Origin of the sequence: Synechococcus sp. MIT S9509, from assembly GCF_047303035.1 — a bacterium.
Classification (GTDB): Bacteria; Cyanobacteriota; Cyanobacteriia; order PCC-6307; family Cyanobiaceae; genus Synechococcus_C.
Window position 1 is genome coordinate 1,232,233 of sequence record NZ_CP138940.1, and the last position, 25,319, is coordinate 1,257,551.

Consider the following 25,319-nt stretch of genomic DNA (forward strand, 5'->3'; position numbering starts at 1 on the left):
GGAGCTCCGCGATCACTGCAGCACGAAGCTCTCCGATGTTCAGAGAGACAGGCACTCAAGCAGCTGCTTCTGAGCCCTCTGCCCGGTGATCGCGTGAGCGGCCATCGCACCGCTTGCAGCAACAGGAGGAATGCCGATGCCTGGGAAGGTGCTGGCACCGCACTGAAGCAATCCCTTCAGGGGTGTCTGCACACCGGGAAACAATCCCTTGGCAGCCGACAGCGCAGGGCCGTAACTGCCCTGGTGCACCGACAGAAAATGACGATGGGTGAGGGGTGTGCCCTCCATCACGATCCGGCAGCGGCTGCGAATGTCAGGGATGCGCTGCTCGAGAACGTTCCAGAACACCTGGCAGCGTCGCTCACGCTGCTGCTCATAGGCCTCAGTTGATCGTTCCAGGTCACTCCATTGGGCCCAGGGTTCGTTGGCCGGCGTGTAGGCATGCAGAACGTGCTGGCCTGCAGGAGCCATCGAAGCATCAAGTACCGACGGAATCGAAACCACCACGGCATTGCGTTCCGCATCGATTCCCCGTTCCCAGTCTCCGACCCAGACCGTGTGAATGGGCAGATCCTCGAGGCCACGGGCGTCGAATCCCAGATGCAGATGCAGAAAGGAGCCGCAGGCCGGTGTATCCAGACGTTGTCGGCGCCAGGAGGGAGATGTCGATTCCGGCAACAGCTTCGCGGTGCTCCAGGTATCGGCATTGCTCACAACATGCTCTGCAGCAAGCTGCTCGCCGTTGGCAAGCTCGACACCGACAGCCCGATCACCATCCAGCAGGATCCGCGTCACGCGTGCTCCAAGGCGCAGGCTGCCGCCGTGTTTCTCCAGTCCGCGCACCAGAGCCTGAACAACGGCGGCACTCCCGCCCTTGGGGAAATCAAGGCAGGCATCAGGTTCAAACCATTCGCCGAACAACGTCGCCATGGCGGCGGCATTGGTATCGGCCATGGGCATTCCACTGATCAGAAAGCAAAGCAGATCAACCCAGTGGCGAAGGAAGGGATCCTGAAGGTGACGGTCAACGATCGGCCCGAAGGCCCCGCTCAGGTGGCGCAACGCCGGCAGGTGGGGCAGCAGGCGACCACTGCGGCGTAACAGGGGTCCAAGACCATCAAGTCCCCCCGGCGGCAGCGCGAGCAGCGGCAGGGCATCTGCGGCTGCAGCGATCGGCTGCAGGACCTCCGCAAAGCTGCGCCACTCCTCCACCACCGCTGGCCCACGCAGCTCAGTAACAACCTTTTCAAAGCCATCGGCACCGACACCGATGCGCAGATGGCCTTCAGGGAACAGCACATCCCAGTCCCGGTAGGGGATCACCTCCACAGGCTCGTCAAGCGCCTTGAGGATCTGTGCCAGCGGATTACTGCTGGGCCAGCGTCCAAGACCGCTCCAGAGGGAGGGGCCGGACTCGAACTGGTAGCCCTGTCGCTCGAATCCATGGGCAGCTCCGCCGGCCTGGCCGTGGGCCTCAAGAACCATGACTTCATGACCCGCCCTCGCACACAGAGCCGCGCAGCAGAGCCCGCCGATGCCGCTGCCGATCACGATCACCTCACACTTGGTGGTCATGGTGTGATCTGCCTGGCGACTGGTCAGTTCATAGCGGGTCAGAGCTGCATTCCGTCACATGAACATCGGCTGTCATCAACGCGTGCCGACGGGATCAGCAGCAAACTGCTTCAGTGAATCAAGAGATCGTCTCCGGCAGTGATCGCTTTTCCACTGATTCTGCTGGGCCTGGCCTGGCTGCAGGAACTGCTCGATCAACTGGTTTTCGCTGGTCGCTGGAACCTTGCAATGGGGCCCGGAAGTCCCTGGTGGACATTGCTGACAGCACCATTCAGTCACGCGGGATTCGGACATCTGCTGGCGAACAGCCTGGCCTTCCTGCCCCTGAGCTACCTCGTGCTGGCCCGAAGCAGAGAGGCCTATCTGGGCGTCTGGATCACCGTGATCCTGATGGAGATTCCGGTCTGGCTGCTCTGGCCGATCGGTGCCCACGGATTGTCAGGTGTGGTGTATGGCCTGCTGGGCTATCTGGTGCTGATCGGCTTTCTGGAACGCCGACCGCTTCCGGTTCTGCTCAGCATCGTTGCCCTGGTCCTCTACGGGAGTGCCCTGCCCGGCCTGCTGCCCTGGGCCTCACCCGCAGGCGTGAGCTGGATCGGACATGCCTCCGGTTTTGTGGCGGGACTGCTGACCGCGCTGGCGATTCATCAGGCACCCACTCAGTCGGGAAACTGATTGCTGTCGGAGCCCTCGTCGTCGACCTGGGAGTTGAACAGGAAGCGACTGGACAACCGCACCGCGAGAACGGAGGCAGCAGCTCCGTAGCCGGCGAATGTGGCGGCCTGACCGAAACTTCCTTCCTGATAGAGATCGGCATGGAGGAGCAGCCAATCCACGATCGAAGAGGCGGTGCCCCAGATCACAACCCAGACAGAAACGTAGATCACTCCCCTGGAGGTGTTGTTCAAGACTTGAGAACGAGCAATCACGTAACGCTAAGCGAACTTCAATCGCGTCTCAGCCAGGGATCAGCTCCCGCGAACCAGTCACCCAGGTCATCAGTCTCAGGCCTGTGATGTTGCTGATCCGGCTCGACGCTGCCCAGATCAAGATCACTGAGAAGGCTGTCAAGTGCACCGGGATGGCGCCCTGCAAGCTGTTGTCTGCGGGCGCGACGCAGCCATGAGTAGACGGTGCGATCGCGATCGGCGAATTTCTGGAGATAAACGCGGTCTGACAGGCTGACGCTTGCACCTTCAGCCACTCGCCTGAGGATGGACTGCAGTTTCAGACGGGTGCTGGTGGTGAGCATGTTTCGATCACTCCGCGCTGATGACGTTGTCGCCTGTCATAGCGACAACAATCCCGACGATCAAACCGCTGGGCACCAACAGACAAGACAACCGTCAATGGCTACAACCATGTCAGTGATGACAGGAAAGAGGATCTTCAATGAGTGAACAGGAACAGCAAAGGCCTGTTGTGATCCAGCAGGGGGGAAACGGCATTGGCCTGGTTCTTGCTGCGTTGATCGTGGGGGGAGCCATCGTCTATGCCGTGAATATCTGGTCCAACACCCAGGAGCAGAAGCTGAAGGTTCCCGCAGAAGCGATCCAGAAAGGCGTTGAATCAGTCAAGGAAGCGATCAAACCCGGGTCTTGAACTTCGCGGGACCAACACTTCAGGATTGGACGTGACTGCACCACTCCACTGAAAAAACTCATTGAAAAAAACTCACTGAAAACCATCAAAAAACACATGAAAAGCTTCGTGGCCATCGTTCTGTCAATCACAACGCTGGTCGCTGGCTGCTCTGCCTCGGATCGTTTCGAAGAGAAAACATTCACCAGCAATGGCCCCTACCAACAAGGAACGATCGGGATAGACAGATCAAAACTTCAGACGGTTGTGACATGGTGCAGCCCAACTCTCCTGCAAATGGCTGTTTATGACGATGTCGCTGAGACCTACCCGATGCAGTACAAGCCCTTGGAGGGGAAAGATCATCCGCTTCAGGTCTCTGTGACGGTCTTCCCTCAAGAGCTGCCTTTCAACTATGCAGCGGACTACAGCAAACCAACGCATGTCACCAGTGTCTGCAGCCCCGCGAGCATCCAGACTTCTCTGAGTACTGAGACTGCCGGTTCAGCCGATCTCAACAATGAACTTGGCAGTGCATTTGAAGTGAACAGCGAAAAACTTGTGGCTGCGACCGTGGATTGCACTGCGCGTAAAGCCGGTTATTCAGAAATCGACAACTTTCGCGGTCCAGAGTATGGAAACAGCGGCGGCGTTGTTCTGATCCCAGCAGGCGAAGCTTCCGAAGTGACCGGGCAATGCAGGGATGATATGTTCTCTGTGCAGATCAATCCAATTAAGTCGTAATCGATCAAAGTTGAAGATCAAAAATATGATCAATTCAGAACAGATCAAAGAGAAGCTGGTCTCGGTCAACGGCACTCAAAAGACTTAAGTACTTTGTCGAGAACGATGATGTTTCTCATATGTTGAACTTCAGTGAGCCCGTTCACTCTCATGAACTCGGCAAGTCGATCCGGAAAGTCGATGATTTCACGCCCGGTTTCAACAAACTGGCGAAATGCCGTGAGCAGCTCATCCTTGTTATCGGCTCGCTGAACTGCACAGCAGCACCAATTGACTGCGGCATGCTCCTGCAGCTGATGCTCCAGGACCTGATGCCTTAAGTTTTTGATCACAGCTTTTGTTCGTCTTGCATAAAACGCCCACGCGAGACCGAGACATACCAAAGCGATGGTCTGCAACATGCTCTAAAGGCCACTGAAACAAGACTAATCAGACAGGAACAGAGCGTCAAAAAGACAATTGATTCAGCGGTGACAGCAAGGCAATATCATGAAAACATCAGCACAAACTGAATGAAGATATTGCATTATCAAACATTCATAATTAAAGTATTATCACTTCTGATCAGCAACGAAGCATGAAGTATTTAATACTGCTAGTCCTTCTGTTTGTCATCGCAATTCTGGGAGCGTATCTGAACAGCCAAACAGAAACCCCCACAGAGAATCAAGACAACGTCAGAACCATCATTGAACTGCAGGTCACAACCTGAAGGCAGACATGCCTGAGATCATCAAGCATGCAAATCCTGAGATCCATGAAGCAGGTTTTCCAGAAGATACAGCTGCACAGATGAGAGCGTTGATCCAGGTTGTTCTATTCAGAAGAATCACCCTCAAGCACCAGTGACTTTTGATCCGGCTTTTGCTCTTCCGCTGACTCCTGAAAGACGATATCGATTTCAGCAACCCAGGCGACAATCGCAATCAAACCGACAGCGGTGCCAATCAGTAAAGCGATACGTCGACTTGACATGCAACCAGCGGAATCAGCCCTCAGCTTAAGGAACCAGGTCAAACCACATAATCAAGACAAAGCCGACCGCAACCGAGGATAAGCCTGTGGACAGCAATGAAAGCACCAGTGAATCACTCAACTCATGCCGCACTTGAAAGTCGAAAGCAGGTGACACGTGAACTCCCCCATAAACCTGACACCTGAATAACGCCGATAACACCAGCCAACCTGAGCTAAGACTGAGAGATGAATGAATGAATGAATGCTTGATCTCAGCCGTCGACAGAAACAATCAAGACATTGGTTGAATGCAAAGAAACAGACACCTGGCAAGACATTTCGCAAATCATCCGCAAGCACGTCAATCGATCATCTCACCTGATTCGATGCCTTGAATTAACGCTTCGGCTACTCTTCCAAGGCGTGTTTTTTGTTGCATGGATCTTGTTATCGCTCTGGGAGTGCCACTTTTACTATTCCTCGGGCTGACGGTTGTTTTCATCGCTGATGGCGTTCCAAACTGGGTTTACGCCATCAACAGCAGATACAGTCGAAAATTCTGGCTTTATGGAGTGATTGGCTTGAGCACTGTTTCAATACTGATTGCTTTTCTTCGGCGATAAAAACCAGCTCAAATCAATCCGTCTTCATAGAAAGAGCTCCCTCCCATACTGGGGCAACTTTTCACAATGACTCCTGCAAAGCAATTGCCAACCTTCCAGGACCACAACACAAGAGAGCCGCTGAAACATCCTCAACCGCAATACAAAGACCTCAATGATCTTTGTTCAGTTCTTATACCTCGCACAAAAGTCCTCAATCTGTTCGGCAGACTCTTCAACTTTCATACCTGGGCCGGTATCTGCAATTCCCAGCCGATCCATCGCTTCTCTGTGACCCAACTCCCCTGAACTGTACCGAACACACGTCCGCCTGTTTTGTCGATCTTCCCACCCACAGGAGATCATCAGCATCATGAAAGGCACAACGAGCAAAGGCCTGATTGACTTCATGAGCAGCGAGTTCTGACTCCAACATTAGGTGACAAAAAGCAGGCCAGCAGGCAAAGAGCAAAACAGATCAACAGTCCTGCCCGGAAAAAACAGATGAAAACATCTTCAGAAAGACACCGACAGGGCCAGCAAGTGAAGCAATTGGCTCAAACAGCCGTTCGATTCCGACGACGATCAAGCCGTGTATTGCTCACCTGAAGTGTGTAATTGAGGTGAAGTTTGATCTGGAGAGTGACTCAACCTCCCTCCATCGATTGTTGATGACTGTGCTGGCGGAAAAGATCACTGGCCTCATCACTATCACCACCCTCAGCTTTGTCTTCAGCATCGGGCTGAGTGATGTCGTCCTGACACCCCTTCTGCTCAAGCTCCTGCTGCAGCTCTTCCCTGCGCACCACCCGTGCATAGGCATCACCTGAATCAGAGCTGATCCGGCGCTTTTCGGAGCCCATGAAACCTCAGTTCTACCGCCCGCCAATCTCTCATCCCATCAACGGCGCTGCAATCATGACTTTCGATCATGAGCAGTGATGAAGAAGAGCGAAAGGGCGAGAGTGGTCCTCGACCGGCTGAACGAGCACTATCCCGAAACACCGGTTCCCCTGGATCACAGTGATGCGTTCACACTTCTGATTGCCGTGCTGCTCAGTGCCCAGTGCACTGACAAAAAAGTGAATGAGGTGACTCCAGCATTGTTCTCCGCTGGACCCACACCTGCTGCCATGGCAGCGCTCGATGAAACAGAGATCCACAGCCACATCCGTCAGCTGGGACTGGCGAAAACCAAAGCGCGCAATGTGCACAAACTCGCCCACATCCTTGTGAATGTCCACAGCGGAGAGGTGCCCAGGAGTTTCGAAGAGCTTGAGGCGCTACCGGGAGTCGGTCACAAAACCGCCAGCGTTGTGATGGCCCAGGCTTTCGGAGTCCCCGCTTTCCCAGTGGACACCCACATTCACCGGTTAGCTCAGCGCTGGGGGCTGAGCAAGGGCGACAACGTCGTGCAGACCGAGGCTGATCTCAAGGCTCTCTTCCCCAGGGAGCACTGGAACCGGCTGCATCTTCAGATCATTTTCTACGGACGCGAGCACTGCACCGCACGCGGATGCGATGGCACGATCTGCAAGCTGTGCCGAGAGCTCTATCCAAAACGCCGCAAGCCGGTGATCTGGCGTAAACCCTGATGCAGCCTCAACACATCACTCCACCGATTGCACTCACCATCGCCGGAAGCGATTCCGGAGGAGGTGCCGGAATCCAGGCTGATCTGCGGGCCTTCATGGCCTTCAGGGTTCATGGCTGCAGCGCTCTCTCCTGTGTCACCGCACAGAACACATGTGGAGTCCTTCGTGTTGACCCCATACCGCCCGAAGGCCTGGAAGCTCAGCTTCGGGCCGTCCGCAATGACCTTGCTGTCGATGCACTCAAAACCGGAATGCTTCTGAACAGGGGGCTTATCCAGACAACCGCTGAACTGCTGAGGAACTGGTCCATTCCCAAGGTGATCGACCCGGTCATGGTGAGCCGCACAGGTGCTGTGCTGCTTGAGGATGATGCGATCGAGGCGCTGCGGGATGACCTGCTGCCGCTTGCGACCCTGCTGACCCCGAATCGCCATGAAGCCCGTCTGCTCAGCGGCATCGAACTGAGCAACGACCATGAGACCGAAAAAGCCGCTGCCTTGATTCATGCCCAGGGCCCTGAAGCGGTTTTGATCAAAAGCGGTAGTGATCGATCGCTGGGCGGCAGGGATCTTCTCTTCAACGGACAGCCCCACTGGCTTGAGGGAACGTGGGTGAACACTCCTCACACACACGGCACAGGCTGCACTCTTTCAGCAGCCATCACCGCAGGGCTGGCTCTCGGTCAGCAGCTGGACCCGGCGATCGCCGCAGCGCGCACTTATGTCAATCGAGGCCTGAGGCAGGCTCTGGCCATCGGACAGGGGCAGGGGCCCATCTGCCACTGGATATCAGACGAAAAAACTTTTGAAGGCCACTGAAAACAAAAGTCAATGTGCTGTTACATTGCTCAACATTCGCAACGGCGCCATGAATCAGCAGCAAGCCAGTGACAAGTGGTTCCAGGATTCCGCAGCCCGTGCCATCCATGAGCAACAGCTTGAGCAGGTGGAACGCTTCAACGGACGTGCAGCCATGCTGGGAATCGTGATCGGTGTGCTGACGGAAGCCATCACCGGTCAGGGAATCGTGCATCAGATCGGACTCGGCCCGCTCGTGGATGGGTATGTCGCCTGCAGCGCCAAATATCTTCCTTTCTGCTTCTGACCTCATCGAAGCCCTGCGGACCTCAGTACGTCTGCAGGGCTCACTCCTAGGTTGAAGTCAGTCGAACCAGAGGAATGGCTCGCAAGCGGCGCAAACTGAGCAAGGAGATGGAGGCTGAGATCAAGGCGGCCGAGAAAAAGGTTGAATTTGTCTCGGCGATGATCAGAGACATCCGTGAGGAAGACGTTCAGAACGAGTACGCAGAAGCCTTTGCACAGGTCCATGCCGCGTGCACCCATCTGGCTGCGCTTTACGTCACCGATGGCGTGACCGAAGAGAGCGAGGGGACGCTGGCGCTTTACAAAGGCCTCCTGACTCGGTTTGAGGAGGAATACGAGCTCTGATTCCAACCTCAGGGATCTCGTGGCGCCCATGGCCGAGCCGCAGGAAGCCGGTACAACCGGTGCATCGAGTTCCTTCACGCCATGGCCGATCAGGGCAAAACCACCCCAGAAAGCTCGGATCCCCGCTGGTTCATCCTGATCATGGCCAGCCGCTGGCCGCTGGCTGTGGTCATCGCGGCATGGGCCGTCGCTGTAGCGGCCATTCAGATTCTTCGCCAACCGATTCCGATTGGCTTGCCACTCAATCAGCCATTCCCCGTCCGGCTCGTGGGAGGCATCACCGTTGACCGACTCTCAGCCCCTGTGAGCGTGAAGGGCGATGAACCGCTTCGGATCGAAGCTGACCAAGCATTGCCCGTCAGTGGTGACGTGGGTGTTCCCAAAGGTGTGGCCGTGACCCAACCGGTCAAGGTTGAGGGTGATGTCGCCGTCAAGGGTGGTGTGGCCGTTGATGGGCCTGTCACGGTGGGAGAAGTCACCGCTCCTGTCAGCGTGAATGGTTCCGACGGAGACCCGGTGATGGTGGGCACTTCCGACGGAGAACTGCTGAATGTGGCAGGGGAAGTGAAAGTGGATTCCGTTGGAGGCAGGATCAACGTGCAGCTGCGCAATGCCGCCAAATCCGTTCTGCCGCTCCCCTGACGCCATGACCAAGCCTTTGGACCATGCGCTGAAATCTCTCAATCTGGCGGTGGTGGGACATCAGGAATGGGTCACCTTTCTTGAGGTCGACGCCCTGCCCAGGCCCGGCCGGATCGGCAGAGCATTCCGCGAGCTGGAGGAACCTGCCGGGGCAGGCGCTGTGATCGCAGTTCAACTGGCACGCCTGACAGGCCGGAAAGTCCTGTTTTTCACTGCGCTGGGACGCGATGCGATCGGCCAGCGGAGCGAACGTCGCCTCAGGGAACTGGGGGTTGAACCTGTGGTGGCCTGGCGCGACCAGGCCAGTCGCCGCGGAATCAGCCTGATGGACCCCAGCGGTGACCGTGCGATCACTGTGATCGGGGAACGGTTGATGCCGACAGCCGAAGACAAGCTCGGCTGGGACAGACTTGCAGAATGCGATGGCGTCTTTGTGACAGCCACCGATCGCGAGGGCCTGCGGCAGGCGCGCCGGGCACGGGTTCTTGGAGCGACTCCAAGGCTGGGGCTGGCGGTGTTGCAACAGGCATCGGTGACGCTGGACGCTCTGATCGGCAGCGGCCTGGACCCAGGCGAGCAGGTTCCAGAAAACTGCCTTGATCCGGCACCTGTCATTCGCATCGCCACGGAGGGAGCGGCCGGAGGTGTGCTGATTCCAGGCGGACGCTTTGAGGCTGTGCCCTTGCCGGGAGCGATGGTGGAGTCCTATGGCTGTGGCGACAGCTTTGCCGCTGGTGTCACCGCAGGACTGAGCGCAGGTTGGACCATCGGTGAGGCCGTCAGGCTGGGAGCGCGCTGCGGTGCAGCCTGTGCGACACGCTTCGGGCCATACGGCGATGGCTGATCAGATCACTGTCAGAAAGCATCAAAAAGGGCCATGCCGACCCCGCTCTTAGGCGCTTGGTCAGCTGCCCCTATTGCAACGTCATGATCACATTGAGCAGAGACCAGAAATCATTCAAATGTGATCCGGCAGCGGTAGCGATAGCTCCTGCCTGTTCCAACTCTGACGCAGGATGACTCCTTGATCGTTGCGCCCCGCGGCACTTTCGACAGGAGATTGTTCAATGTGACCTCCTCACTGGTGTGCCCCAGCCTGGTCAGGGTTCTGGGCTCTGCCAGAACCATGGGAACCAGGGGGAGAATCCCCATTAGAAGGTTGATGAAGAGGGTCTTCAGAACAATGTCAGACATGATCAATGATCAAACCCCATGCCCCTGGTTTTAAGCATCAGGTCGAGCAACAACAACAGATGAAATTTGAATTCACAAAAAAAGAATTCGGCGAATTGATTGCCGCAGCCAAAGAAGCAGGAATTCGCTGGAAGAAAGCCAGAACATTGTGGAAAGTGGGTCATCATGCATACACCAGGCACAATGAACAAGAGCTGAGAGAAAACATCGAGCGCTTCAAACAGACTGAAAAAATGTTGATTGATCGCTACAAGACCGTCACTGGTGATGAATGGCCTGGCTGAATCCGGCAACTGCGATGGTCTGAATCAACTGAGCAGTGATGGGGCCAGAGCTCTGGCGCGCAACAACCAGTCCTTCACACATACGGAAGAAGCTGAAGTGGCCTTTCCGGCTTCGACGTCGCGATAGAGATCGGCAATCTTCCATGCGCTGGTGCGTGGATCATCAGCCGAGCGTGGGATCAGATGCAGATGCAGATGCCGGGCTCCCTCACCAAAGGCAATGACATAGACCCGTTCGCAGCCTGTCACCGCAAGGACCAGCTGGGAGGCGCGTTGCACAACCACGCCCCAGTCCTGCGCTTCCTCAGGTAAAAAGCTGATCGGTCCTCCGATGTGTCGCAGGGAGTCGAGCAGACACCAACCGGGCAGTGGAGCAGGACTGGGATGGTGTCGCAACAACCAGAAATCACTGCGCCAGACCTCATGGGCCTTCAACTCATCCCGATCGCCATGCAGAGCACAGATCGGGCAGGAGGCTTCCTCTGACGGTGAAACCATGACTTCTTGGGAACGACCTGAGCCCACTCTGTCTGCGTCCCAGAAAAGGAGGGGGTTTTCAAGTGCAATGCGCTCTATAAATCAGGAAAGCAGAAGGGCTCGCCTTCATGTCCATCCGTATCGGCATCAATGGCTTCGGACGCATCGGTCGTCTCGCCTTCCGACAGGCCATGGCCTGTCCCGATGTGGAGGTGGTTGCCATCAACGACCTGATCGACCTCGACTACCTGGCCTACCTGCTGCGTTACGACTCAACACATCGCCGTTTTCCAGGTGAAATCAAGGTCGTGGATGGGCACCTGATGGTGAATGACAGTCACATCCGCGTCACGGCCGAACGTGACCCCCGTCAGCTGCGCTGGGGGGAGGTTGGAGCTGACTACGTGCTTGAAAGCACTGGCTTCTTTCTGACCAACGACACCGCCTGCCAACATCTTGAAGCCGGCGCCAAACGTGTGGTGATGAGCGCTCCCTCCAAGGACGACACCCCGATGTTCGTCATGGGAGTGAATCACAACTCCTATGCAGGAGAAGACATCGTTTCCAATGCCAGCTGCACCACCAACTGTCTGGCGCCACTCGCCAAGGTGGTCAACGACCACTACGGAATCGTCAGCGGCTTGATGACCACAGTGCATGCCACCACGGCAACCCAGAAGCCGGTGGACAGCCCTTCACTGAAGGACTGGCGGGGTGGACGGGGAGCTGGCCAGAGCATCATTCCCAGCTCAACGGGTGCAGCAAGAGCGGTTGGGCGTGTGATTCCGGAGCTGAATGGAAAACTCACAGGAATGGCCTTCCGTGTACCGACTCCCGATGTCTCCGTCGTCGACCTGACCGTGAATCTGGCCAGACCAGCCAGTTACGAAGACATCAAGACAACCATGAAGGAAGCCTCTCAAAATGGTCTTTCCGGAATCCTCGGTTATACCGAAGATCCGATCGTCTCCAATGATCTTCTGGGTGAAAGCTGTACCTCAGTGTTTGATGCCGGAGCCGGCATGGCACTCAATGATCAATTCATGAAACTGGTGGCCTGGTACGACAATGAATGGGCTTACAGCTGCAAATGCATTGACCTGATGCAGCACATGGCCAAGCATTCAGCCAGGTGAATCACATCGAATCATTTGGACAAAGCTACTCGTCAAATAACGAGCGGGTATTAAGCAGTGGCAGATTGCTTTTGACAATTCAACAGATGAGCCAAGGATTGTTGACAAGTCCAACGAAGTGGAGCCCAAGCAGCAGTAGTGGAGAGTTCTTCCAGTAATTCCACCTGATCGAAAAGCTGCAAGTCAGCACAAGCCCAGGCAGCTGCAATTCGCGATTTTGTGTATTGCGGGGTTGTCTCCGCGAGAGCCGACCTAATCAAATCTTCTTTTTCCTGTAGTTTGCGCAAACCAACAATACAAGTCAGATAATAGTGCGTTACATAATCTGACCACAGTCTTTCCTGCATGCTGTCAATCAGCTTCAAACACTCATCACGCTCAATTCTCATCAAGCTTGCTGCAGCACCATACTGCCTAGCCTCGTCACGATGACTGAGATTTTGTTCGATCTCATCCGGTTCATCACCACATTGCCACTCACTTTTGATGTCCAACAACAGAGGGTTGTCTCGCAAAAGTTGTTTCAACAAAATCTGATTCTGCGGATCAGATGCTGAATGATTGACTTCAACAATCTGGAAGAAACTTTTAGCCCTCAATGACATCGAGACTGGAGCTCGAATCAGATCCGGGAGAAGGTCCTCATCTCCTGAGTCTCCGATGTCAATGACGGCAGAGCGCCGCTTGCCAGCAACAAGATCAGTGAGACATGCCACCAACGGCTTCATCTGATTGAATTCGCCGTATAGCGATGCCATACATGCCCTGGCAGCACCGGAGATCAAGAGACTTTCGTGATCACATAAGCTGCCAATTCGTTCCTTAGAGCGAATACTTTTTATGCGAAGCCTTGTGAACAACTGAATAACTGCACGTGCCTGCGTGACCTCTCCATCGAGCAGATTCAGAAGATGGCTTTCTTCTACTTCACTTGGCGACCAGCCAATTCTGATCAATGCCGACAAGGCATTAATCACTGCCTCGGTATCTGAGCACTTCAGGACATCAACTAACGCAGGAATAGCCCTAATGTCTTTTCTTCTTCCCAGCGCCTCGACAGCCTTGCGACGCGTGATTCTGTCAAATAATTCTTCGATTTTGAGATCGCTCGTCGCCCTGATCAAGGCATCCAGAGTTTCATCACAATCACAAAGGCCTAATCGGGTGGCTGCAAAGTAGCGGTCAGAAGGCCTTTCGACAGAATCGGTTCTAGCAAACAATAATTGAAGCGCATCAGACTTTGATATTCCCTGAACTAAAACATCAAAACGCTCTGCCATACCCCTGCTTACTTCAACAAAGAATATCAAACTATCGTCAAACTAAGGGGAATCCAGGCCATCAAGGAAATGCGTTACAGTTTTTAATTACATTTTCCTGGCAATCAAGCAACCTAAAACAATGACAATGAAAGCCATCGCGCTTTCAATAAAAACTCACCCGAGCAGGAAACATGAACTTCTGAAAGCTTCTATCTATCGGGACACATCAAAGCGATACTCGAACAAGTCATTCAAACCTACTTGGAGCGGTGATCAATTAATTCAATGAGATGAGCATCATGCTTGTTGCAGAAGTCTGAAACACACTCACGCAAAATGTGCCCGATAGAAACGCCTTCGGTATAGCAAAGAAGCTTTAGTTTCTTATGGAGATCATCGCTGAGCTCAAATGTGACTCTTTTCATCTGAAACGATTTGCCTGGCAAGCGTATGAAAAAAGAAGATTCTCATCACATACATCCTAGATCTTTTAATAAAAAATGGATACAAAAGACAGCACAGTTCACAAAGCTCAATAGCGACTACGCATGTTGCAAGCAAATATTGCAATCACAAGCGTGATGGCATTGAGAGAATCTCAAAGCAGTAAATTGAATAAAACATTCAGGAGCCCAATGTCTAAGGCTGCGCTGCATGCTTTTATTGACAGAGCTAGAGAGGATCAGGCATTTCGGGAGCAGTTGGCCGATCTTGGACCCCAACAAATCATTGATTATGCTGCTCGTAACGGTTTCATGTTCTCCGACGAGATCAAAGGCCGATTCATCAATCGATGGGCTGGTGTTTATTTCTGCCCCCAGGCGATTGAGGTTGGAACTCTTTGCCCCAAACTGGTTCCAGAAGGCTACAAGAATCTGATTCATTACGCTCAATCAACCTGCAGCTCTTCTGAGCTCAAAGAAGAAGAGCACGATTTCAGGTCAGGGCAAAAGTACTAAAGCAATTCAAAAGATTCAAACAGATCAGATACTTTTTTGGCTTTATTTTGATAACCAAAGTTACTTTAAACGCAGGCTTGAGCGCTGCCAGACAACAATCAAATTGCAACTGTCTCGAGCTTAATACGCTTGCTTACTACTCAATTTGCTTGCAACTAAATAAACCAGAGTCGGCGTCGCCGAATCCAAAAGACTTCGAATTTCAATCCAGTTGAATCAAAATATTTTTCTAATTTAAATATTCGTCAACACAACAACCAGCACACATGTATCTTCGAGCAGCAACCATTCTGAGGATTAATCCCTGATCTTTTCATCAGGTCAAAATCATCTGTTGTTGACTTCTCGTGGCAGCAATGGCCAACTTCTGAGCGACCAATGGTCAAACAATTCTTTGATCAAACAGCTGCCTGATCAAACAGCTCGGTCATCAACCAGCCAGCCATCAAAAAGCCCCCTCGTGAGAGGGGGCTTTCCGATTCAGCTAAAGCTGAATCTCTTGGAGACTTCAGCCTCAGGCTGTCTCGGATCAACCGATGGCGGGAGCCTGCAGAGCCACAGGAGTGGACTCGACAGCAGCCAGGTCGAGGGGGAAGTTGTGAGCGTTGCGCTCGTGCATGACTTCCATGCCGAGGTTGGCGCGGTTCAGCACATCAGCCCAGGTGTTCAGGACACGGCCCTGACTGTCAAGGATGGACTGGTTGAAGTTGAAACCGTTCAGGTTGAACGCCATGGTGCTGATGCCCATGGAAGTGAACCAGATGCCGACAACGGGCCAGGCAGCCAGGAAGAAGTGCAGGCTGCGGCTGTTGTTGAACGATGCGTATTGGAAGATCAGGCGACCGAAGTAACCGTGGGCGGCCACGATGTTGTAGGTCTCTTCCTCCTGACCGAACTTGTAGCCGTAGTTGAGTGAATCATTCTCGGTGGTCTCGCGAACCAGGGAGGAGGTCACCAGTGAACCGTGCATGGCGGAGAACAGTGCGCCACCGAAGACGCCTGCCACACCAAGCATGTGGAAGGGGTGCATCAGGATGTTGTGCTCGGCCTGGAACACCAGCATGAAGTTGAAGGTGCCGGAGATGCCCAGGGGCATACCGTCAGAGAAGGAACCCTGACCGAAGGGGTACACCAGGAAGACAGCGAAGGCTGCAGACAGTGGAGCGCTGTAGGCAACGCAGATCCAGGGGCGCATGCCAAGGCGGTAGGACAGTTCCCACTGACGCCCCATGTAGGCGGAGATGCCGATCAGGAAGTGGAAGACCACCAGCTGATAGGGACCGCCGTTGTACAGCCACTCGTCGAGAGAGGCAGCTTCCCAGATGGGATAGAAGTGAAGGCCGATGGCGTTCGAAGAAGGCACAACAGCACCGGAGATGATGTTGTTGCCGTAGATCAGGGAGCCGGCGACGGGCTCACGGATGCCGTCAATGTCAACCGCGGGAGCGGCGATGAAGGCGATGATGAAGCAGACGGTGGCTGCAAGCAGGCAGGGAATCATCAGCACACCGAACCAACCCACATAAATGCGGTTGTTGGTGTCGGTGACCCACTGACAGAAATTTTCCCAGCTGCCGCGGCGTCCGCTGCGGATTGCAGTAGCCATGAAAGGAAAGAGAACGGAGATGAATCAGCCTTCCAATCGGTCGGCAAAGATTCGTTTCAAGGCTATGGAAATGTCGACTTTTGACCTCTTATTCACATCATTCGAGTCAACTCGCAGCATTGATTCATGACGACTTCATGAACACTTCATGAAGAAAGATGAAGCGGAAGGGCGTGCGTCAGCTGATCTCAGCCCAATCATGCGGGTGTGCAACTGTTGCGGTCCTGAATCCATTCACGGGCCTGCTGAGCAAACCCGGGGAGGTTAAGTCGCTCCTGCTCCGCAGCACGCGCCACCAGCAATGGAGCCTGTCGCTTGAGCTCCTCCAGATCGGGCTCAGCGACGCCGGCATTCAGAGCCATCCAGTCGGCCATGGAAACGCCCACCACGCGGGTGAGATAGGCAGCACTCAACCCCTGCATGGCACCTGCGGCGATCCAGCTGGCCCCATCAAGCTTGGCCAGTCCAAGCAGGGCCTGGCCGCTCAACTCCACAACACCCTGAGCCAGGGCGGCACTGCCCAGTTGCCTGGCCACCACCTGCAGCACCTCGGCACTCCAGGAACATCCCCAGATCGTGGCCATCTCCTTCACCATCAGACCATTGCCCACTGCAACCGCCAACAGATCAACAGAGGGAACCGGTGATGCCATCACAACCCCAGCCACTATCCACTGACTGCGCTGCAGCAACAGGCGGAATCTCTCCCTTCGCAGCGTTTCAAGCTCGGCTTGCCAACGCCGGTGAAGGCTGCTGAGCAGACGTTGACGCGTGCCCTGTCGCACCCGCTGCGAACGCATCAGCTGTTGCCGGACCGGCTGGAGCACACCACGCAGCTCCAGAGCTTCACCGGACCAGGGAAGCAGGAACTGATGCCAGCGCTCCGGCAATTGACAGCACAAAGCCTCGAGATGGTCCTCGGCCGAAAGGTCTGATGAGGACCGCAGCAGCAGCCAGACCGGACGATCCGCAGGCAGCTGATCCAACCAGAGCAGATCTGCAGCACGCAGAGGCAGGCTCAGCACGTGCATCAACACATCAAGCTCCTGCAGATCATCAGGCCAGCTCCAGGACCTGGAGGTCACCGGCAGCGGGTTGGCGAGACAGAGATCAAGCGAGCTCACCCCCGCCAACGCTTGCTGCAGATGAACAGTGGAGGGCAAACCTGATCCCTCGGTCGCCACAACACCAAGACTGAGCGGCGCATCAAAGTCTTCGATTCGCCGCAGCTCCTTTTCCCGCGGAGTGTGCAAACCCTGCAGTCCCAGCTCCGCCTCAAGCTGCTCGAACTGACTCAGCACCTCCTCACAGCGCTGGATCCAGCCTTTCAGGGATGCCGGTTCGCGAAAGCTGGGTTGCTTCACAGGCCTGGCCAACCACCAAAGGCCTGCTGCTGCGGCAACACCCAGTCCTCCTCCCGGGATATGCATCACATCCGACAACAGCCACTGACCGGTTCCGATCACACCGACAGACAGCAGTGCTCGCCTGATCAAACCCGACGTCATGGTTCCATCACCCTTCGACAGGGAGGGGATCAACTGGACCGGGAACTGCACTGGGAAACTTCAGATCTGGCCTTCTTAGCTCACCTCCATTGATACAGCCCGGAGAATCCTCAGCCTGCAATCGATCAACAAGTCAGTTCTGTCTGGCCGCCTCAACAGGCAGGTGGGTGCAGTGAGCAGCCGATATCGAACGCAGGCGATCGGAGCAAAGCTGTTTGCAACCGTTCAGGTCACTGTCAGAAGGGCGGTGATGCGTCACACTTGCGCCTGACTCCAGGCCCCAGGCCATGACTGATTCCTACAGCGATTCCCGCCATCAGGGCGGACAGGGTGACAACGGCCGCGACGGCGGTCGTGGAGGCCGCGGAGGACGCGGCCAGGGCAACCGTGAGGGCGGTGGCTTCAGAATCAGACTCAGCGACAACGAGATGCGCTCTGCACGAGCTCTTCAGGAGGCCCTGAATCTCCGCTCAACCGTGGCCGTGCTCGGCTTCGCCGTGCGCACGCTCGGCCAGATGCTTGAAGAGGGGAAGCTGGAGGAACTGGTGGCTGCGCAACGCGCCCAGGGCAATCAGAACAACCGTGGAGGTGGTCGGCGCGATGATGGCCGTGGAGGGCGCCGAGACGGCCGTGGCGAGGTTGGTCGCGGATCAAGGCCGGACCCCTTCGCTCGCCCTGCGAAGCCCCAGCCTCCCGCTCCGGAACCCGAGCCTGAAGAGACCGCCGAAACAGCAGCAGCCGCGGAAGCGGAAGCAACTCCTGAACAACCGGCAGGAGACGACAGTGCAAACCAGGACAGCTCTGCAGAGGCCTGATTGATGGGGCTGCCTCGTGTTCTTTCGGGTGTCCAGCCAACGGGCGCCCTTCATCTGGGCAACTGGCTGGGAGCGATCCGGAACTGGGTTGATCTGCAGAAGGATCACGACACCTTTTTCTGTGTCGTGGACCTGCATGCCATCACGGTTCCCCATGATCCCGATCGACTGGCCCGGGACACCCTCAGCACCGCAGCGCTGTACCTGGCCTGCGGACTGGATCCTGAGCGTTCAACAGTTTTCGTTCAGAGCCAGGTGGCTGCCCACAGCGAGCTCTGCTGGCTGTTGAACTGCGTCACCCCTCTGAACTGGCTGGAGCGCATGATCCAGTTCAAGGAGAAGGCGGTGAAGCAAGGAGACAACGTTTCCGTCGGCCTGCTCGACTACCCCGTGCTGATGGCGGCCGACATCCTTTTATATGACGCTGACCTGGTTCCTGTGGGTGAAGACCAGAAGCAACACCTGGAACTGGCCCGCGACATCGCTCAGCAGCGCATCAATGCACGCTTCGGCAACGCTGAAACCTCCGTGCTCAAGGTTCCAAAACCATTGATCCTCAAAGAGGGTGCAAGGGTGATGAGCCTCACGGATGGCCGCAGCAAGATGAGCAAGAGCGATCCCAATGAAGGAAGCCGCATCACCCTGCTGGATCCACCGGAGCTGATTGCCAAGAAGATCAAACGGGCCAAGACAGACCCTGAGCGCGGCCTTGAATTTGACAATGCCGATCGTCCTGAAACCGACAACCTGCTCGGGCTCTACGCCATTCTCAGCGGCAAGGGTCGCGATGCTGTGGCCCGCGAATGCTCCGAAATGGGCTGGGGCCAGTTCAAACCCCTGCTGGCGGAAGCCGCCATTGCCGCTCTCGAACCGATTCAGGAGCGTTACCGCCTGCTGATGGATGACCGTGCTCAGCTGGAGATGGTCCTCCAGCAGGGACGCGAGCGCGCGAGCTCTGTCGCGGATTCCACAGTGAGACGGACACGGGAAGCGATGGGGTTTCTCGGCGCCAGCTGATTAATCCTGGGCCAAGCGAAAAGATTCGCTAATGCTTCAAGCCCGATGAGGGCCTCCAGCGCATCAAAGAGCACCGAGGCCAGGGGTTGCGCGCCATCAGGCCGGTCTCGCGAGTCCAGCGCCGAGATCTGCCTGAGCTTTTCTGCTTAGGCATATCGACTGCAAGGCGTCAAGGGAGAGCCGGAGGCCCTCGCCATCAAGCCATGCCATTGACGAGGGTGGCGACTCCTTTGTTTGGAGTTTTTTCGCTTGCTGCATCGATTCACCCAACAGATTCACCCCATTGCGAAGGCCGCGCCAAAACTCATTGGTCTCGGCGCCCTCGGCATGGGACTGACGCTGTCCCTGGGTCAGAGCCTGCAGGCGGAACGCTCCAGCGAACGCAATCATCAGAACCGGATGGTTGCCCGGGCTCTGAAGCCACACCGTTCCACTAACACCACGGCTGAAAGCATCAGCTCAGCTGCTGCCTCCGGCCAGCGAACAGCGCATTATGCGATCACTCCTGAACGCCGCGCCCTTCTGAATACCATTCGCTACGCCGAAGGCACCTGGAAAGACGGCAAGGATCTCGGCTACCGCGTTCTTTATGGAGGAGGCCAGTTTCAGGACCTCTCCCGCCATCCCGAACGTGTGGTCGTGAAGCGCTACACGAGCGCTGCAGCAGGGGCTTATCAGTTCCTGCCAACCACCTGGCAGGAAGTCGCCCACAGGCTCCAGCTGCCCAGCTTCGATCCTGAGCATCAGGACCAGGCAGCGCTGCATCTGGTCAAGAAGCGTGGAGCCTTGCAGGAGATTGATCGCAATGGCCTGACCAGAGCCGCCATGAACCGGCTTGCACCGGAATGGGCCTCCTTCCCAACCCATGCCGGCCGGAGCGCCTATGGACAACCTGTGAAAAGCCACGACGAACTTGTGGCCTTCTACACCACCAACCTGAGTGAGCTTCGCCAGGGCGCCTGAGGGCGTTCCTGGTGATCAGGCTTGAGAACCGACTCATCAACAGCAATCAGTCCCCATCAACAGCGGGCTCATCCGGTGGAGCGCGAAACCCTGGCGGAAAGAGCCCAGACCTCCATGACCAGCTGATGCCAGGGAGCCATCGCCTTCATCGATATGGCAACCGGTTCGGATGATGCCTGCAACAGAGAACGGGTTGCAGCGATCGAACGCTTTCCATCAGCAAGACGTTCAGCCAGAGCGACGCGATCGTCCGACGAAAGAACATCGTCAGGACATTGCTCGAGTATTACCTGTCCTCTGGTGAACCAGTGGTCGAAATCTGTCAGCAGCGAAGCAAGGAGTGACCCCAGCAGGTCACCAGCTTCAGCATCAGAGGTCAAGTTGAACGGATTTGGTTCTTTTGAAAGCGTACCTCCACTAATAAGATGACTGAGGCTTGCCGGCTAGTGCAGCGGCCATCAGATCAGATCTCAGGACTCACGCATCCATGCCAGTCGTCACCCTTCCAAACGGAACCACCAAAAGTTTCGAGGGGCCTGTCACCATCGCAGACGTTGCGGCATCAATCGGCCCGGGACTGGCCAAGGCAGCTGTTGCAGGAGTGGTTGATGGTGAATCACTGGACATGGCAATGCCGATCGAAAAAGACGCTGACCTGCGCCTTTTAACAGCAAAAGATGCTGAAGGAATTGACATTATCAGGCATTCTTTTGCTCACCTGGTTGGGCATGCAGTGAAACAGCTTTATCCTGACGCCCAGATGGCAATCGGTCCTGTCATCAAGGACGGGTTTTATTACGATATTGCCTATGAAAAACCTTTCACTCCTGAAGACTTAGAAGCAATAGAACAGCGAATGAAAGAGCTGATTGCCAAAGACTATGAAGTCAATGTGGAGGTGGTAAACCGCAATCAGGCAAAACAAGCATTTGCATCCAGAGAAGAGCCTTACAAGCTGGAAATCGTTGAAGAGATTCCTGATGGAGAAACCATAAAGCTTTATCACCATGAGGAATACACAGACATGTGTCGCGGACCACACGTTCCCAACACAAGACACTTACGACATTTCAAGTTAATGAAAGTGTCTGGCGCCTACTGGAGAGGCGACTCCAACAACCAGATGCTTCAAAGGATCTACGGAACTGCCTGGGGAACGGAGAAAGAGCTCAAATCCCACCTGAAGCAACTCGAAGAAGCTGAGAAAAGAGATCACCGTCGCCTCGGCAAACAACTCTCACTGTTTCACATCCAGGACAACGCACCTGGCATGGTGTTCTGGCATCCCCCGGGATGGGCTATCTATCAAAAACTACAACAGTATATTCGAAGAAGACTGCGAGAATCGGGCTACCAGGAGATCAGCACCCCTCAGATCGTTGATAGAACACTTTGGGAAAAATCAGGACATTGGGACAAATTCAAGGAGGACATGTTTACGACTTCATCGGAGAACAGAGATTACGCGGTGAAGCCTATGAATTGCCCGTGCCATGTACAGATCTTCAATCAGGGCCTACGCAGTTACAAAGATTTGCCAGTCAGACTGTCCGAGTTTGGCTCATGTCACAGAAATGAGCCATCTGGAACACTTCATGGCTTGATGCGAGTCAGAAACTTTGTTCAGGATGACGGACATATCTTCTGTTCAGAAGATCAAGTTCAGTCAGAAGTATCGAAATTCATCGACCTTGTTTTTGATGTCTACAAAACACTTGGTTTTGACACAATTTCCATCAAGCTGTCAACACGTCCCGATAAAAGAGTTGGCAGCGATGGAGTCTGGGATAAATCTGAAAAGGCACTTCAGGATGCTCTAGAGAACAAAAATCTTGAGTGGGAGCTCTACCCTGGGGAAGGAGCATTCTATGGTCCCAAAATTGAATTCTCTCTGGAGGACTGCCTGGGAAGAGTGTGGCAGTGCGGAACCATTCAGGTTGATTTTTCGATGCCAGATCGACTCGACGCCAGTTTCATCGGGGAAGACGGGTCAAGACATACACCGGTGATGCTCCACAGAGCGGTTCTAGGTAGTTTTGAGCGCTTCATTGGGATCCTGATTGAAAATTACGCCGGTGAGTTTCCCTTCTGGCTTGCTCCAGAACAGGTCAGAATCCTTCCGGTGAGTGATGAAGCAAGAAACTTCTCTGAAAGCATTCAGACAAAGCTACTGAATCAAGGCATATCAGCCACTGTTGATGAATCAGGCGAGCGCCTCGGCAAATTGATCCGCAATGGCGAAAAAGCCAAAATCCCAGTACTGGCAGTGATTGGAGCCAAAGAGGTTGAAAACAACACCGTCAGTCTCAGAAGCAGAAAGAATGGGGATCTTGGAGAACTACCTGTCAACGAGCTGATCGATTATTGCAATCAAGCCAACACCAGCAAATCTGAGGAGACTCTCGCCGCAACAGCGCATTCATGAGACTGAGTGACCTGAACCGATTGAGAACTGCACCATGTCTCAGTGCAAGCGAAAAAAATCTGATCATCTCTGAACTTCAGGCGCAGATGACCCTGTATCGATGGTTCACCGCGGGGATCATGGCTTGCAGCGCAGATCAGGCTGTTCAGTCGCTGCGCCAGCTGGAGCAGCACCTGGCCTGGCCGACTCATCAATTGATGACGGATACCGAGATTTCCGGTCCGGTTTATCTCAAAGCCAATCAACAGACTTTGAGCGCCAGATTGCGCATTGAACACGGCTTGGGGGAAGGAATCCTGATCAGTGGTCACGGCAATGACAACACTGAGCCGAGTGCCACCTGGGGGCCTCTCCCACTGGATCTGTTTGAACCCACTGCCTGACCTTCCGTCATCCTTTCGCGCGGCAGATCCAATTGGTTGCCGGGTGACGCAGCCAGCTCCAGCCTGAAAGCAGCAGCCCTGAGCAGCATCCATGGCAGCCAAGACCTTCCTGGCAGGCGATCTTGGAGGCACAAAAACACTTCTGTGCGTTTACGCAGAGATCGACGGGCAGCTGAGGAAACAGCACAACCACCGCTACAGATCAGCGGACTGGCCAAACCTCGAGTCGATGCTCAGCCATTTTCTTGAGCAAACGCCTGCGGAGCTGGCGAAACCGGCCGGCAGCTGCATCGCCGTGGCAGGTCCTGTACATCAGGGCAGCGCAAGGCTCACAAACCTGCCCTGGCGGACGAGTCAGTCATCGTTATCAGCAGCAACGGGATTGCAACACCTTGAGCTGGTCAATGACTTCGCTGTGTTGATCCATGGTCTTCCCCATTTCAGCGACGAGCAGCAGGTGGTTCTGCAGACAGGGCGTGACCGATCCAGACCGGCACCTGCTGGAGTGGAGGACGGTCCGGTGGCCATTCTCGGTGCAGGAACCGGCCTTGGCATGGCGCGCGGACTGCCCGTGGCCAGTGGATGGCTTGCCATTCCGAGCGAAGGCGGTCACAGGGAATTCGCACCGCGAACCGATGCGGAATGGGAACTGACGCAATGGCTGAAACAGGATCTCGGACTGCAACGGTTGTCCATCGAGCGCATTGTCAGCGGCACAGGACTCGGACATGTCATGAACTGGTTGCTCAACCGTCAGACGGGACTTGCGCATGGTCTGCGTGATCACGCCCATGCATGGCGCACCATCCCAGCCGATCAACCCGGTTACGTGGATCTCCCGTCCTTCACCGGCAAAGCTGCCGCGGACGGTGACCCTCTGGCAAGTGAAGCACTCAATCTCTGGCTCGGAGCCTATGGATCGGTCGCCGGCGATCTGGCACTGCAGGAACTCTGTATCGGAGGGCTGTGGATCGGAGGGGGAACCGCCCCCAAGAACCTGGATGGCCTCAGCTCCGAGCAGTTTCTGGAGCCGTTGCGTTCCAAAGGGCGGTTTCGTTCCCTGATCGAAGGATTGACGATCCGTGCGGTCATTGATCCCGAAGCGGGATTGTTTAGTGCTGCCTGCCGGGCACGTGATCTCGAGGAGTCGGGTGGGACACTGGCCTGAGTAGAGCAAAAGGGATGGCGCAGCCGCGCATAGGTCAAACCGTTGTGGTGGATGTACCGGCCACAACCGCCAACATCGGGCCGGGCTTTGACTGCCTCGGCGCCGCCCTGGATCTCAACAATCGCTTCACGATGCGGCGCATCGAGGGCCACGGTGAGCGTTTTGAGCTGATCATCGAAGGGCAGGAGGGCTCACATCTGCGCGGTGGTGCTGAAAATCTCGTTTACAGAGCTGCTCAGCGTGTGTGGAAAGCCGCCGGCGAAGAGCCCGTGGCTCTGGAGGCAAGGGTGCGTCTGGCCGTCCCTCCGGCAAGGGGGCTAGGCAGCAGTGCCACCGCCATCGTGGCAGGGCTTGTGGGAGCCAATGCCCTGGTTGGAGAACCTCTGAGTCGGGAGAAACTGCTGGAGCTGGCAATCGATATCGAAGGTCATCCTGACAACGTCGTGCCATCGCTTCTGGGCGGACTATGCATGACTGCCAAGGCCGCCTCACAGCGCTGGCGGGTCGTGCGCTGCGAATGGATGAACAGTGTCAAGGCTGTGGTGGCGATTCCAGCAATCAGGCTGAGCACGAGCGAAGCCCGGCGTGCCATGCCCAAGGCCGTTCCGGTGGGCGATGCGGTGGTGAACCTCGGCGCGCTCACCCTGTTGCTCCAGGGATTGCGCACCGGCAACGGAGACCTGATCTCCGACGGGATGCACGACAGATTGCATGAGCCCTACCGCTGGCGACTGATCAAGGGTGGACAGGAGGTCAAGGAAGCCGCCCTGGCTGCCGGAGCCTGGGGATGCGCCATCAGCGGTGCCGGCCCCAGCATCCTGGCCCTTTGCTGCGAGGAGCACGGTGCAGCCGTGAGCCAGGCCATGGTGAAGGCATGGGAGTCCGTGGGCGTGGCCAGTCGTGCACCGCTGCTGAGCCTTCAGACCGCTGGCAGTCACTGGCAGCCAAGGGAGACGGGCTGAGCGCTGATCTGGGTAG

At 55.6% G+C, this 25,319-nt stretch carries 32 protein-coding genes; 20 read left to right on the forward strand and 12 right to left on the reverse strand.

Going from position 1 to position 25,319, the window contains the following annotated elements:
- Positions 1 to 39 precede the first annotated feature (39 nt).
- On the reverse strand, positions 40 to 1,575 hold the full coding sequence (locus SIB73_RS07165) for a phytoene desaturase family protein (protein WP_413401743.1): 1,536 nt from the start codon (positions 1,573 to 1,575) through the stop codon (positions 40 to 42).
- Positions 1,576 to 1,713: 138 nt separating this feature from the next.
- Between SIB73_RS07165 and SIB73_RS07170 the strand changes: the two genes are divergently transcribed.
- Entirely contained in the window at positions 1,714 to 2,250 is a 537-nt protein-coding gene (locus tag SIB73_RS07170) for a rhomboid family intramembrane serine protease (protein ID WP_413401741.1), read from the forward strand.
- Here SIB73_RS07170 and SIB73_RS07175 read toward each other — a convergent pair.
- Both SIB73_RS07175 and SIB73_RS07180 read right to left on the reverse strand, forming a co-directional pair.
- Complete coding sequence (locus SIB73_RS07175) at positions 2,235 to 2,483, reverse strand: hypothetical protein (protein ID WP_413401739.1); 249 nt, start codon at positions 2,481 to 2,483, stop codon at positions 2,235 to 2,237. The genes SIB73_RS07170 and SIB73_RS07175 overlap by 16 nt on opposite strands.
- Positions 2,484 to 2,521: 38 nt before the next feature.
- Positions 2,522 to 2,827: a hypothetical protein gene (locus SIB73_RS07180; protein ID WP_413401737.1), complete on the reverse strand. Its 306-nt coding sequence runs from the start codon at positions 2,825 to 2,827 to the stop codon at positions 2,522 to 2,524.
- Positions 2,828 to 2,967: 140 nt separating this feature from the next.
- Here SIB73_RS07180 and SIB73_RS07185 point away from each other — a divergent pair, with 140 nt between their 5' ends.
- A complete protein-coding gene (locus SIB73_RS07185) occupies positions 2,968 to 3,177 on the forward strand; it encodes a hypothetical protein (RefSeq protein WP_413401736.1) in 210 nt (69 codons plus the stop codon).
- Positions 3,178 to 3,285: 108 nt separating this feature from the next.
- Positions 3,286 to 3,900 (forward strand): hypothetical protein, encoded by a 615-nt coding sequence (locus SIB73_RS07190; RefSeq protein ID WP_413401734.1) that lies wholly within the window; start codon positions 3,286 to 3,288, stop codon positions 3,898 to 3,900.
- Between the two features lie 65 nt (positions 3,901 to 3,965).
- Here the strand turns inward: SIB73_RS07190 and SIB73_RS07195 are convergent, their stop codons facing one another.
- The gene (locus tag SIB73_RS07195; RefSeq protein ID WP_413401733.1) at positions 3,966 to 4,301 is read right to left on the reverse strand and encodes a hypothetical protein; all 336 of its coding nucleotides are present in this window, start codon (positions 4,299 to 4,301) and stop codon (positions 3,966 to 3,968) included.
- 319 nt (positions 4,302 to 4,620) lie between these two features.
- Here SIB73_RS07195 and SIB73_RS07200 point away from each other — a divergent pair, with 319 nt between their 5' ends.
- Positions 4,621 to 4,749, forward strand: a complete 129-nt coding sequence (locus SIB73_RS07200; RefSeq protein ID WP_413401730.1) for a hypothetical protein — start codon at positions 4,621 to 4,623, stop codon at positions 4,747 to 4,749.
- A 1,357-nt stretch (positions 4,750 to 6,106) separates the two neighbouring features.
- Here the strand turns inward: SIB73_RS07200 and SIB73_RS07205 are convergent.
- Positions 6,107 to 6,322: a hypothetical protein gene (locus tag SIB73_RS07205; protein WP_413401728.1), complete on the reverse strand. Its 216-nt coding sequence runs from the start codon at positions 6,320 to 6,322 to the stop codon at positions 6,107 to 6,109.
- A 78-nt stretch (positions 6,323 to 6,400) separates the two neighbouring features.
- Here SIB73_RS07205 and nth point away from each other — a divergent pair, with 78 nt between their 5' ends.
- The 6 genes from nth to SIB73_RS07235 all read left to right on the forward strand — a co-directional run bounded on the left by nth (position 6,401) and on the right by SIB73_RS07235 (position 9,988).
- Positions 6,401 to 7,054, forward strand: a complete 654-nt coding sequence (gene nth / locus SIB73_RS07210; protein WP_413401726.1) for an endonuclease III — start codon at positions 6,401 to 6,403, stop codon at positions 7,052 to 7,054.
- On the forward strand, positions 7,054 to 7,872 hold the full coding sequence (gene thiD / locus SIB73_RS07215) for a bifunctional hydroxymethylpyrimidine kinase/phosphomethylpyrimidine kinase (RefSeq protein ID WP_413401725.1): 819 nt from the start codon (positions 7,054 to 7,056) through the stop codon (positions 7,870 to 7,872). The genes nth and thiD overlap by 1 nt, the downstream gene beginning before the upstream one ends.
- A gap of 49 nt (positions 7,873 to 7,921) precedes the next feature.
- Positions 7,922 to 8,158 (forward strand): high light inducible protein, encoded by a 237-nt coding sequence (locus SIB73_RS07220; protein ID WP_413401723.1) that lies wholly within the window; start codon positions 7,922 to 7,924, stop codon positions 8,156 to 8,158.
- Between the two features lie 74 nt (positions 8,159 to 8,232).
- Positions 8,233 to 8,502 carry a hypothetical protein gene (locus SIB73_RS07225; protein WP_413401721.1) on the forward strand — a complete coding sequence of 90 codons (270 nt, stop codon included), beginning with the start codon at positions 8,233 to 8,235 and terminating at the stop codon, positions 8,500 to 8,502.
- 141 nt (positions 8,503 to 8,643) lie between these two features.
- Entirely contained in the window at positions 8,644 to 9,144 is a 501-nt protein-coding gene (locus tag SIB73_RS07230; protein ID WP_413439775.1) for a hypothetical protein, read from the forward strand.
- A 4-nt stretch (positions 9,145 to 9,148) separates the two neighbouring features.
- Entirely contained in the window at positions 9,149 to 9,988 is an 840-nt protein-coding gene (locus SIB73_RS07235) for a PfkB family carbohydrate kinase (protein WP_413401718.1), read from the forward strand.
- A 110-nt stretch (positions 9,989 to 10,098) separates the two neighbouring features.
- On the opposite strand, the gene SIB73_RS07240 is transcribed toward SIB73_RS07235, so the two are convergent.
- Positions 10,099 to 10,338, reverse strand: coding sequence for a hypothetical protein (locus tag SIB73_RS07240; RefSeq protein ID WP_413401716.1), 240 nt, complete (start codon positions 10,336 to 10,338; stop codon positions 10,099 to 10,101).
- Positions 10,339 to 10,343: 5 nt separating this feature from the next.
- On the opposite strand from SIB73_RS07240, the gene SIB73_RS07245 reads away from it, so the two are divergent.
- Entirely contained in the window at positions 10,344 to 10,622 is a 279-nt protein-coding gene (locus SIB73_RS07245) for a hypothetical protein (protein WP_413401714.1), read from the forward strand.
- A gap of 24 nt (positions 10,623 to 10,646) precedes the next feature.
- Here the strand turns inward: SIB73_RS07245 and SIB73_RS07250 are convergent, their stop codons facing one another.
- Positions 10,647 to 11,120, reverse strand: coding sequence for an HIT family protein (locus SIB73_RS07250; protein WP_413401712.1), 474 nt, complete (start codon positions 11,118 to 11,120; stop codon positions 10,647 to 10,649).
- A gap of 107 nt (positions 11,121 to 11,227) precedes the next feature.
- Here SIB73_RS07250 and gap point away from each other — a divergent pair, with 107 nt between their 5' ends.
- Positions 11,228 to 12,235: a type I glyceraldehyde-3-phosphate dehydrogenase gene (gene gap, locus SIB73_RS07255; protein WP_413401710.1), complete on the forward strand. Its 1,008-nt coding sequence runs from the start codon at positions 11,228 to 11,230 to the stop codon at positions 12,233 to 12,235.
- Between the two features lie 50 nt (positions 12,236 to 12,285).
- Here gap and SIB73_RS07260 read toward each other — a convergent pair whose 3' ends face one another.
- Positions 12,286 to 13,515 carry a HEAT repeat domain-containing protein gene (locus tag SIB73_RS07260; RefSeq protein ID WP_413401708.1) on the reverse strand — a complete coding sequence of 410 codons (1,230 nt, stop codon included), beginning with the start codon at positions 13,513 to 13,515 and terminating at the stop codon, positions 12,286 to 12,288.
- Positions 13,516 to 14,045: 530 nt separating this feature from the next.
- On the opposite strand from SIB73_RS07260, the gene SIB73_RS07265 reads away from it, so the two are divergent.
- The gene (locus SIB73_RS07265) at positions 14,046 to 14,456 is read left to right on the forward strand and encodes a Nif11-like leader peptide family natural product precursor (RefSeq protein ID WP_413401706.1); all 411 of its coding nucleotides are present in this window, start codon (positions 14,046 to 14,048) and stop codon (positions 14,454 to 14,456) included.
- A 529-nt stretch (positions 14,457 to 14,985) separates the two neighbouring features.
- Here SIB73_RS07265 and psbA read toward each other — a convergent pair.
- The 3 genes from psbA to SIB73_RS07280 form a co-directional block, all read right to left on the reverse strand.
- Positions 14,986 to 16,062, reverse strand: coding sequence for a photosystem II q(b) protein (gene psbA, locus SIB73_RS07270; RefSeq protein ID WP_413401704.1), 1,077 nt, complete (start codon positions 16,060 to 16,062; stop codon positions 14,986 to 14,988).
- Positions 16,063 to 16,259: 197 nt separating this feature from the next.
- Entirely contained in the window at positions 16,260 to 17,621 is a 1,362-nt protein-coding gene (locus SIB73_RS07275) for a YcjF family protein (protein WP_413439776.1), read from the reverse strand.
- Between the two features lie 82 nt (positions 17,622 to 17,703).
- Positions 17,704 to 17,859 carry a hypothetical protein gene (locus SIB73_RS07280; protein ID WP_413401700.1) on the reverse strand — a complete coding sequence of 52 codons (156 nt, stop codon included), beginning with the start codon at positions 17,857 to 17,859 and terminating at the stop codon, positions 17,704 to 17,706.
- On the opposite strand from SIB73_RS07280, the gene SIB73_RS07285 reads away from it, so the two are divergent.
- The 3 genes from SIB73_RS07285 (at position 17,858) to SIB73_RS07295 (ending at position 20,365) form a co-directional block, all read left to right on the forward strand.
- Positions 17,858 to 18,385 (forward strand): hypothetical protein, encoded by a 528-nt coding sequence (locus tag SIB73_RS07285; RefSeq protein ID WP_413401698.1) that lies wholly within the window; start codon positions 17,858 to 17,860, stop codon positions 18,383 to 18,385. The genes SIB73_RS07280 and SIB73_RS07285 overlap by 2 nt on opposite strands.
- Positions 18,386 to 18,388: 3 nt before the next feature.
- Positions 18,389 to 19,402, forward strand: a complete 1,014-nt coding sequence (gene trpS / locus SIB73_RS07290) for a tryptophan--tRNA ligase (protein WP_413401697.1) — start codon at positions 18,389 to 18,391, stop codon at positions 19,400 to 19,402.
- Between the two features lie 327 nt (positions 19,403 to 19,729).
- Positions 19,730 to 20,365: an endolysin gene (locus SIB73_RS07295; protein WP_413401696.1), complete on the forward strand. Its 636-nt coding sequence runs from the start codon at positions 19,730 to 19,732 to the stop codon at positions 20,363 to 20,365.
- Positions 20,366 to 20,433: 68 nt separating this feature from the next.
- On the opposite strand, the gene SIB73_RS07300 is transcribed toward SIB73_RS07295, so the two are convergent.
- Positions 20,434 to 20,745, reverse strand: coding sequence for a DUF2605 domain-containing protein (locus SIB73_RS07300; protein WP_413401694.1), 312 nt, complete (start codon positions 20,743 to 20,745; stop codon positions 20,434 to 20,436).
- A 107-nt stretch (positions 20,746 to 20,852) separates the two neighbouring features.
- Here SIB73_RS07300 and thrS point away from each other — a divergent pair, with 107 nt between their 5' ends.
- The 4 genes from thrS to thrB all read left to right on the forward strand — a co-directional run bounded on the left by thrS (position 20,853) and on the right by thrB (position 25,303).
- On the forward strand, positions 20,853 to 22,790 hold the full coding sequence (gene thrS, locus SIB73_RS07305) for a threonine--tRNA ligase (RefSeq protein WP_413401693.1): 1,938 nt from the start codon (positions 20,853 to 20,855) through the stop codon (positions 22,788 to 22,790).
- Complete coding sequence (locus SIB73_RS07310; RefSeq protein ID WP_413401691.1) at positions 22,787 to 23,173, forward strand: DUF1824 family protein; 387 nt, start codon at positions 22,787 to 22,789, stop codon at positions 23,171 to 23,173. The genes thrS and SIB73_RS07310 overlap by 4 nt, the downstream gene beginning before the upstream one ends.
- A 91-nt stretch (positions 23,174 to 23,264) precedes the next feature.
- Positions 23,265 to 24,341 carry a glucokinase gene (locus tag SIB73_RS07315; RefSeq protein ID WP_413401689.1) on the forward strand — a complete coding sequence of 359 codons (1,077 nt, stop codon included), beginning with the start codon at positions 23,265 to 23,267 and terminating at the stop codon, positions 24,339 to 24,341.
- 14 nt (positions 24,342 to 24,355) lie between these two features.
- Entirely contained in the window at positions 24,356 to 25,303 is a 948-nt protein-coding gene (gene thrB / locus SIB73_RS07320) for a homoserine kinase (protein WP_413401688.1), read from the forward strand.
- The last annotated feature ends 16 nt before the right edge of the window (positions 25,304 to 25,319 follow it).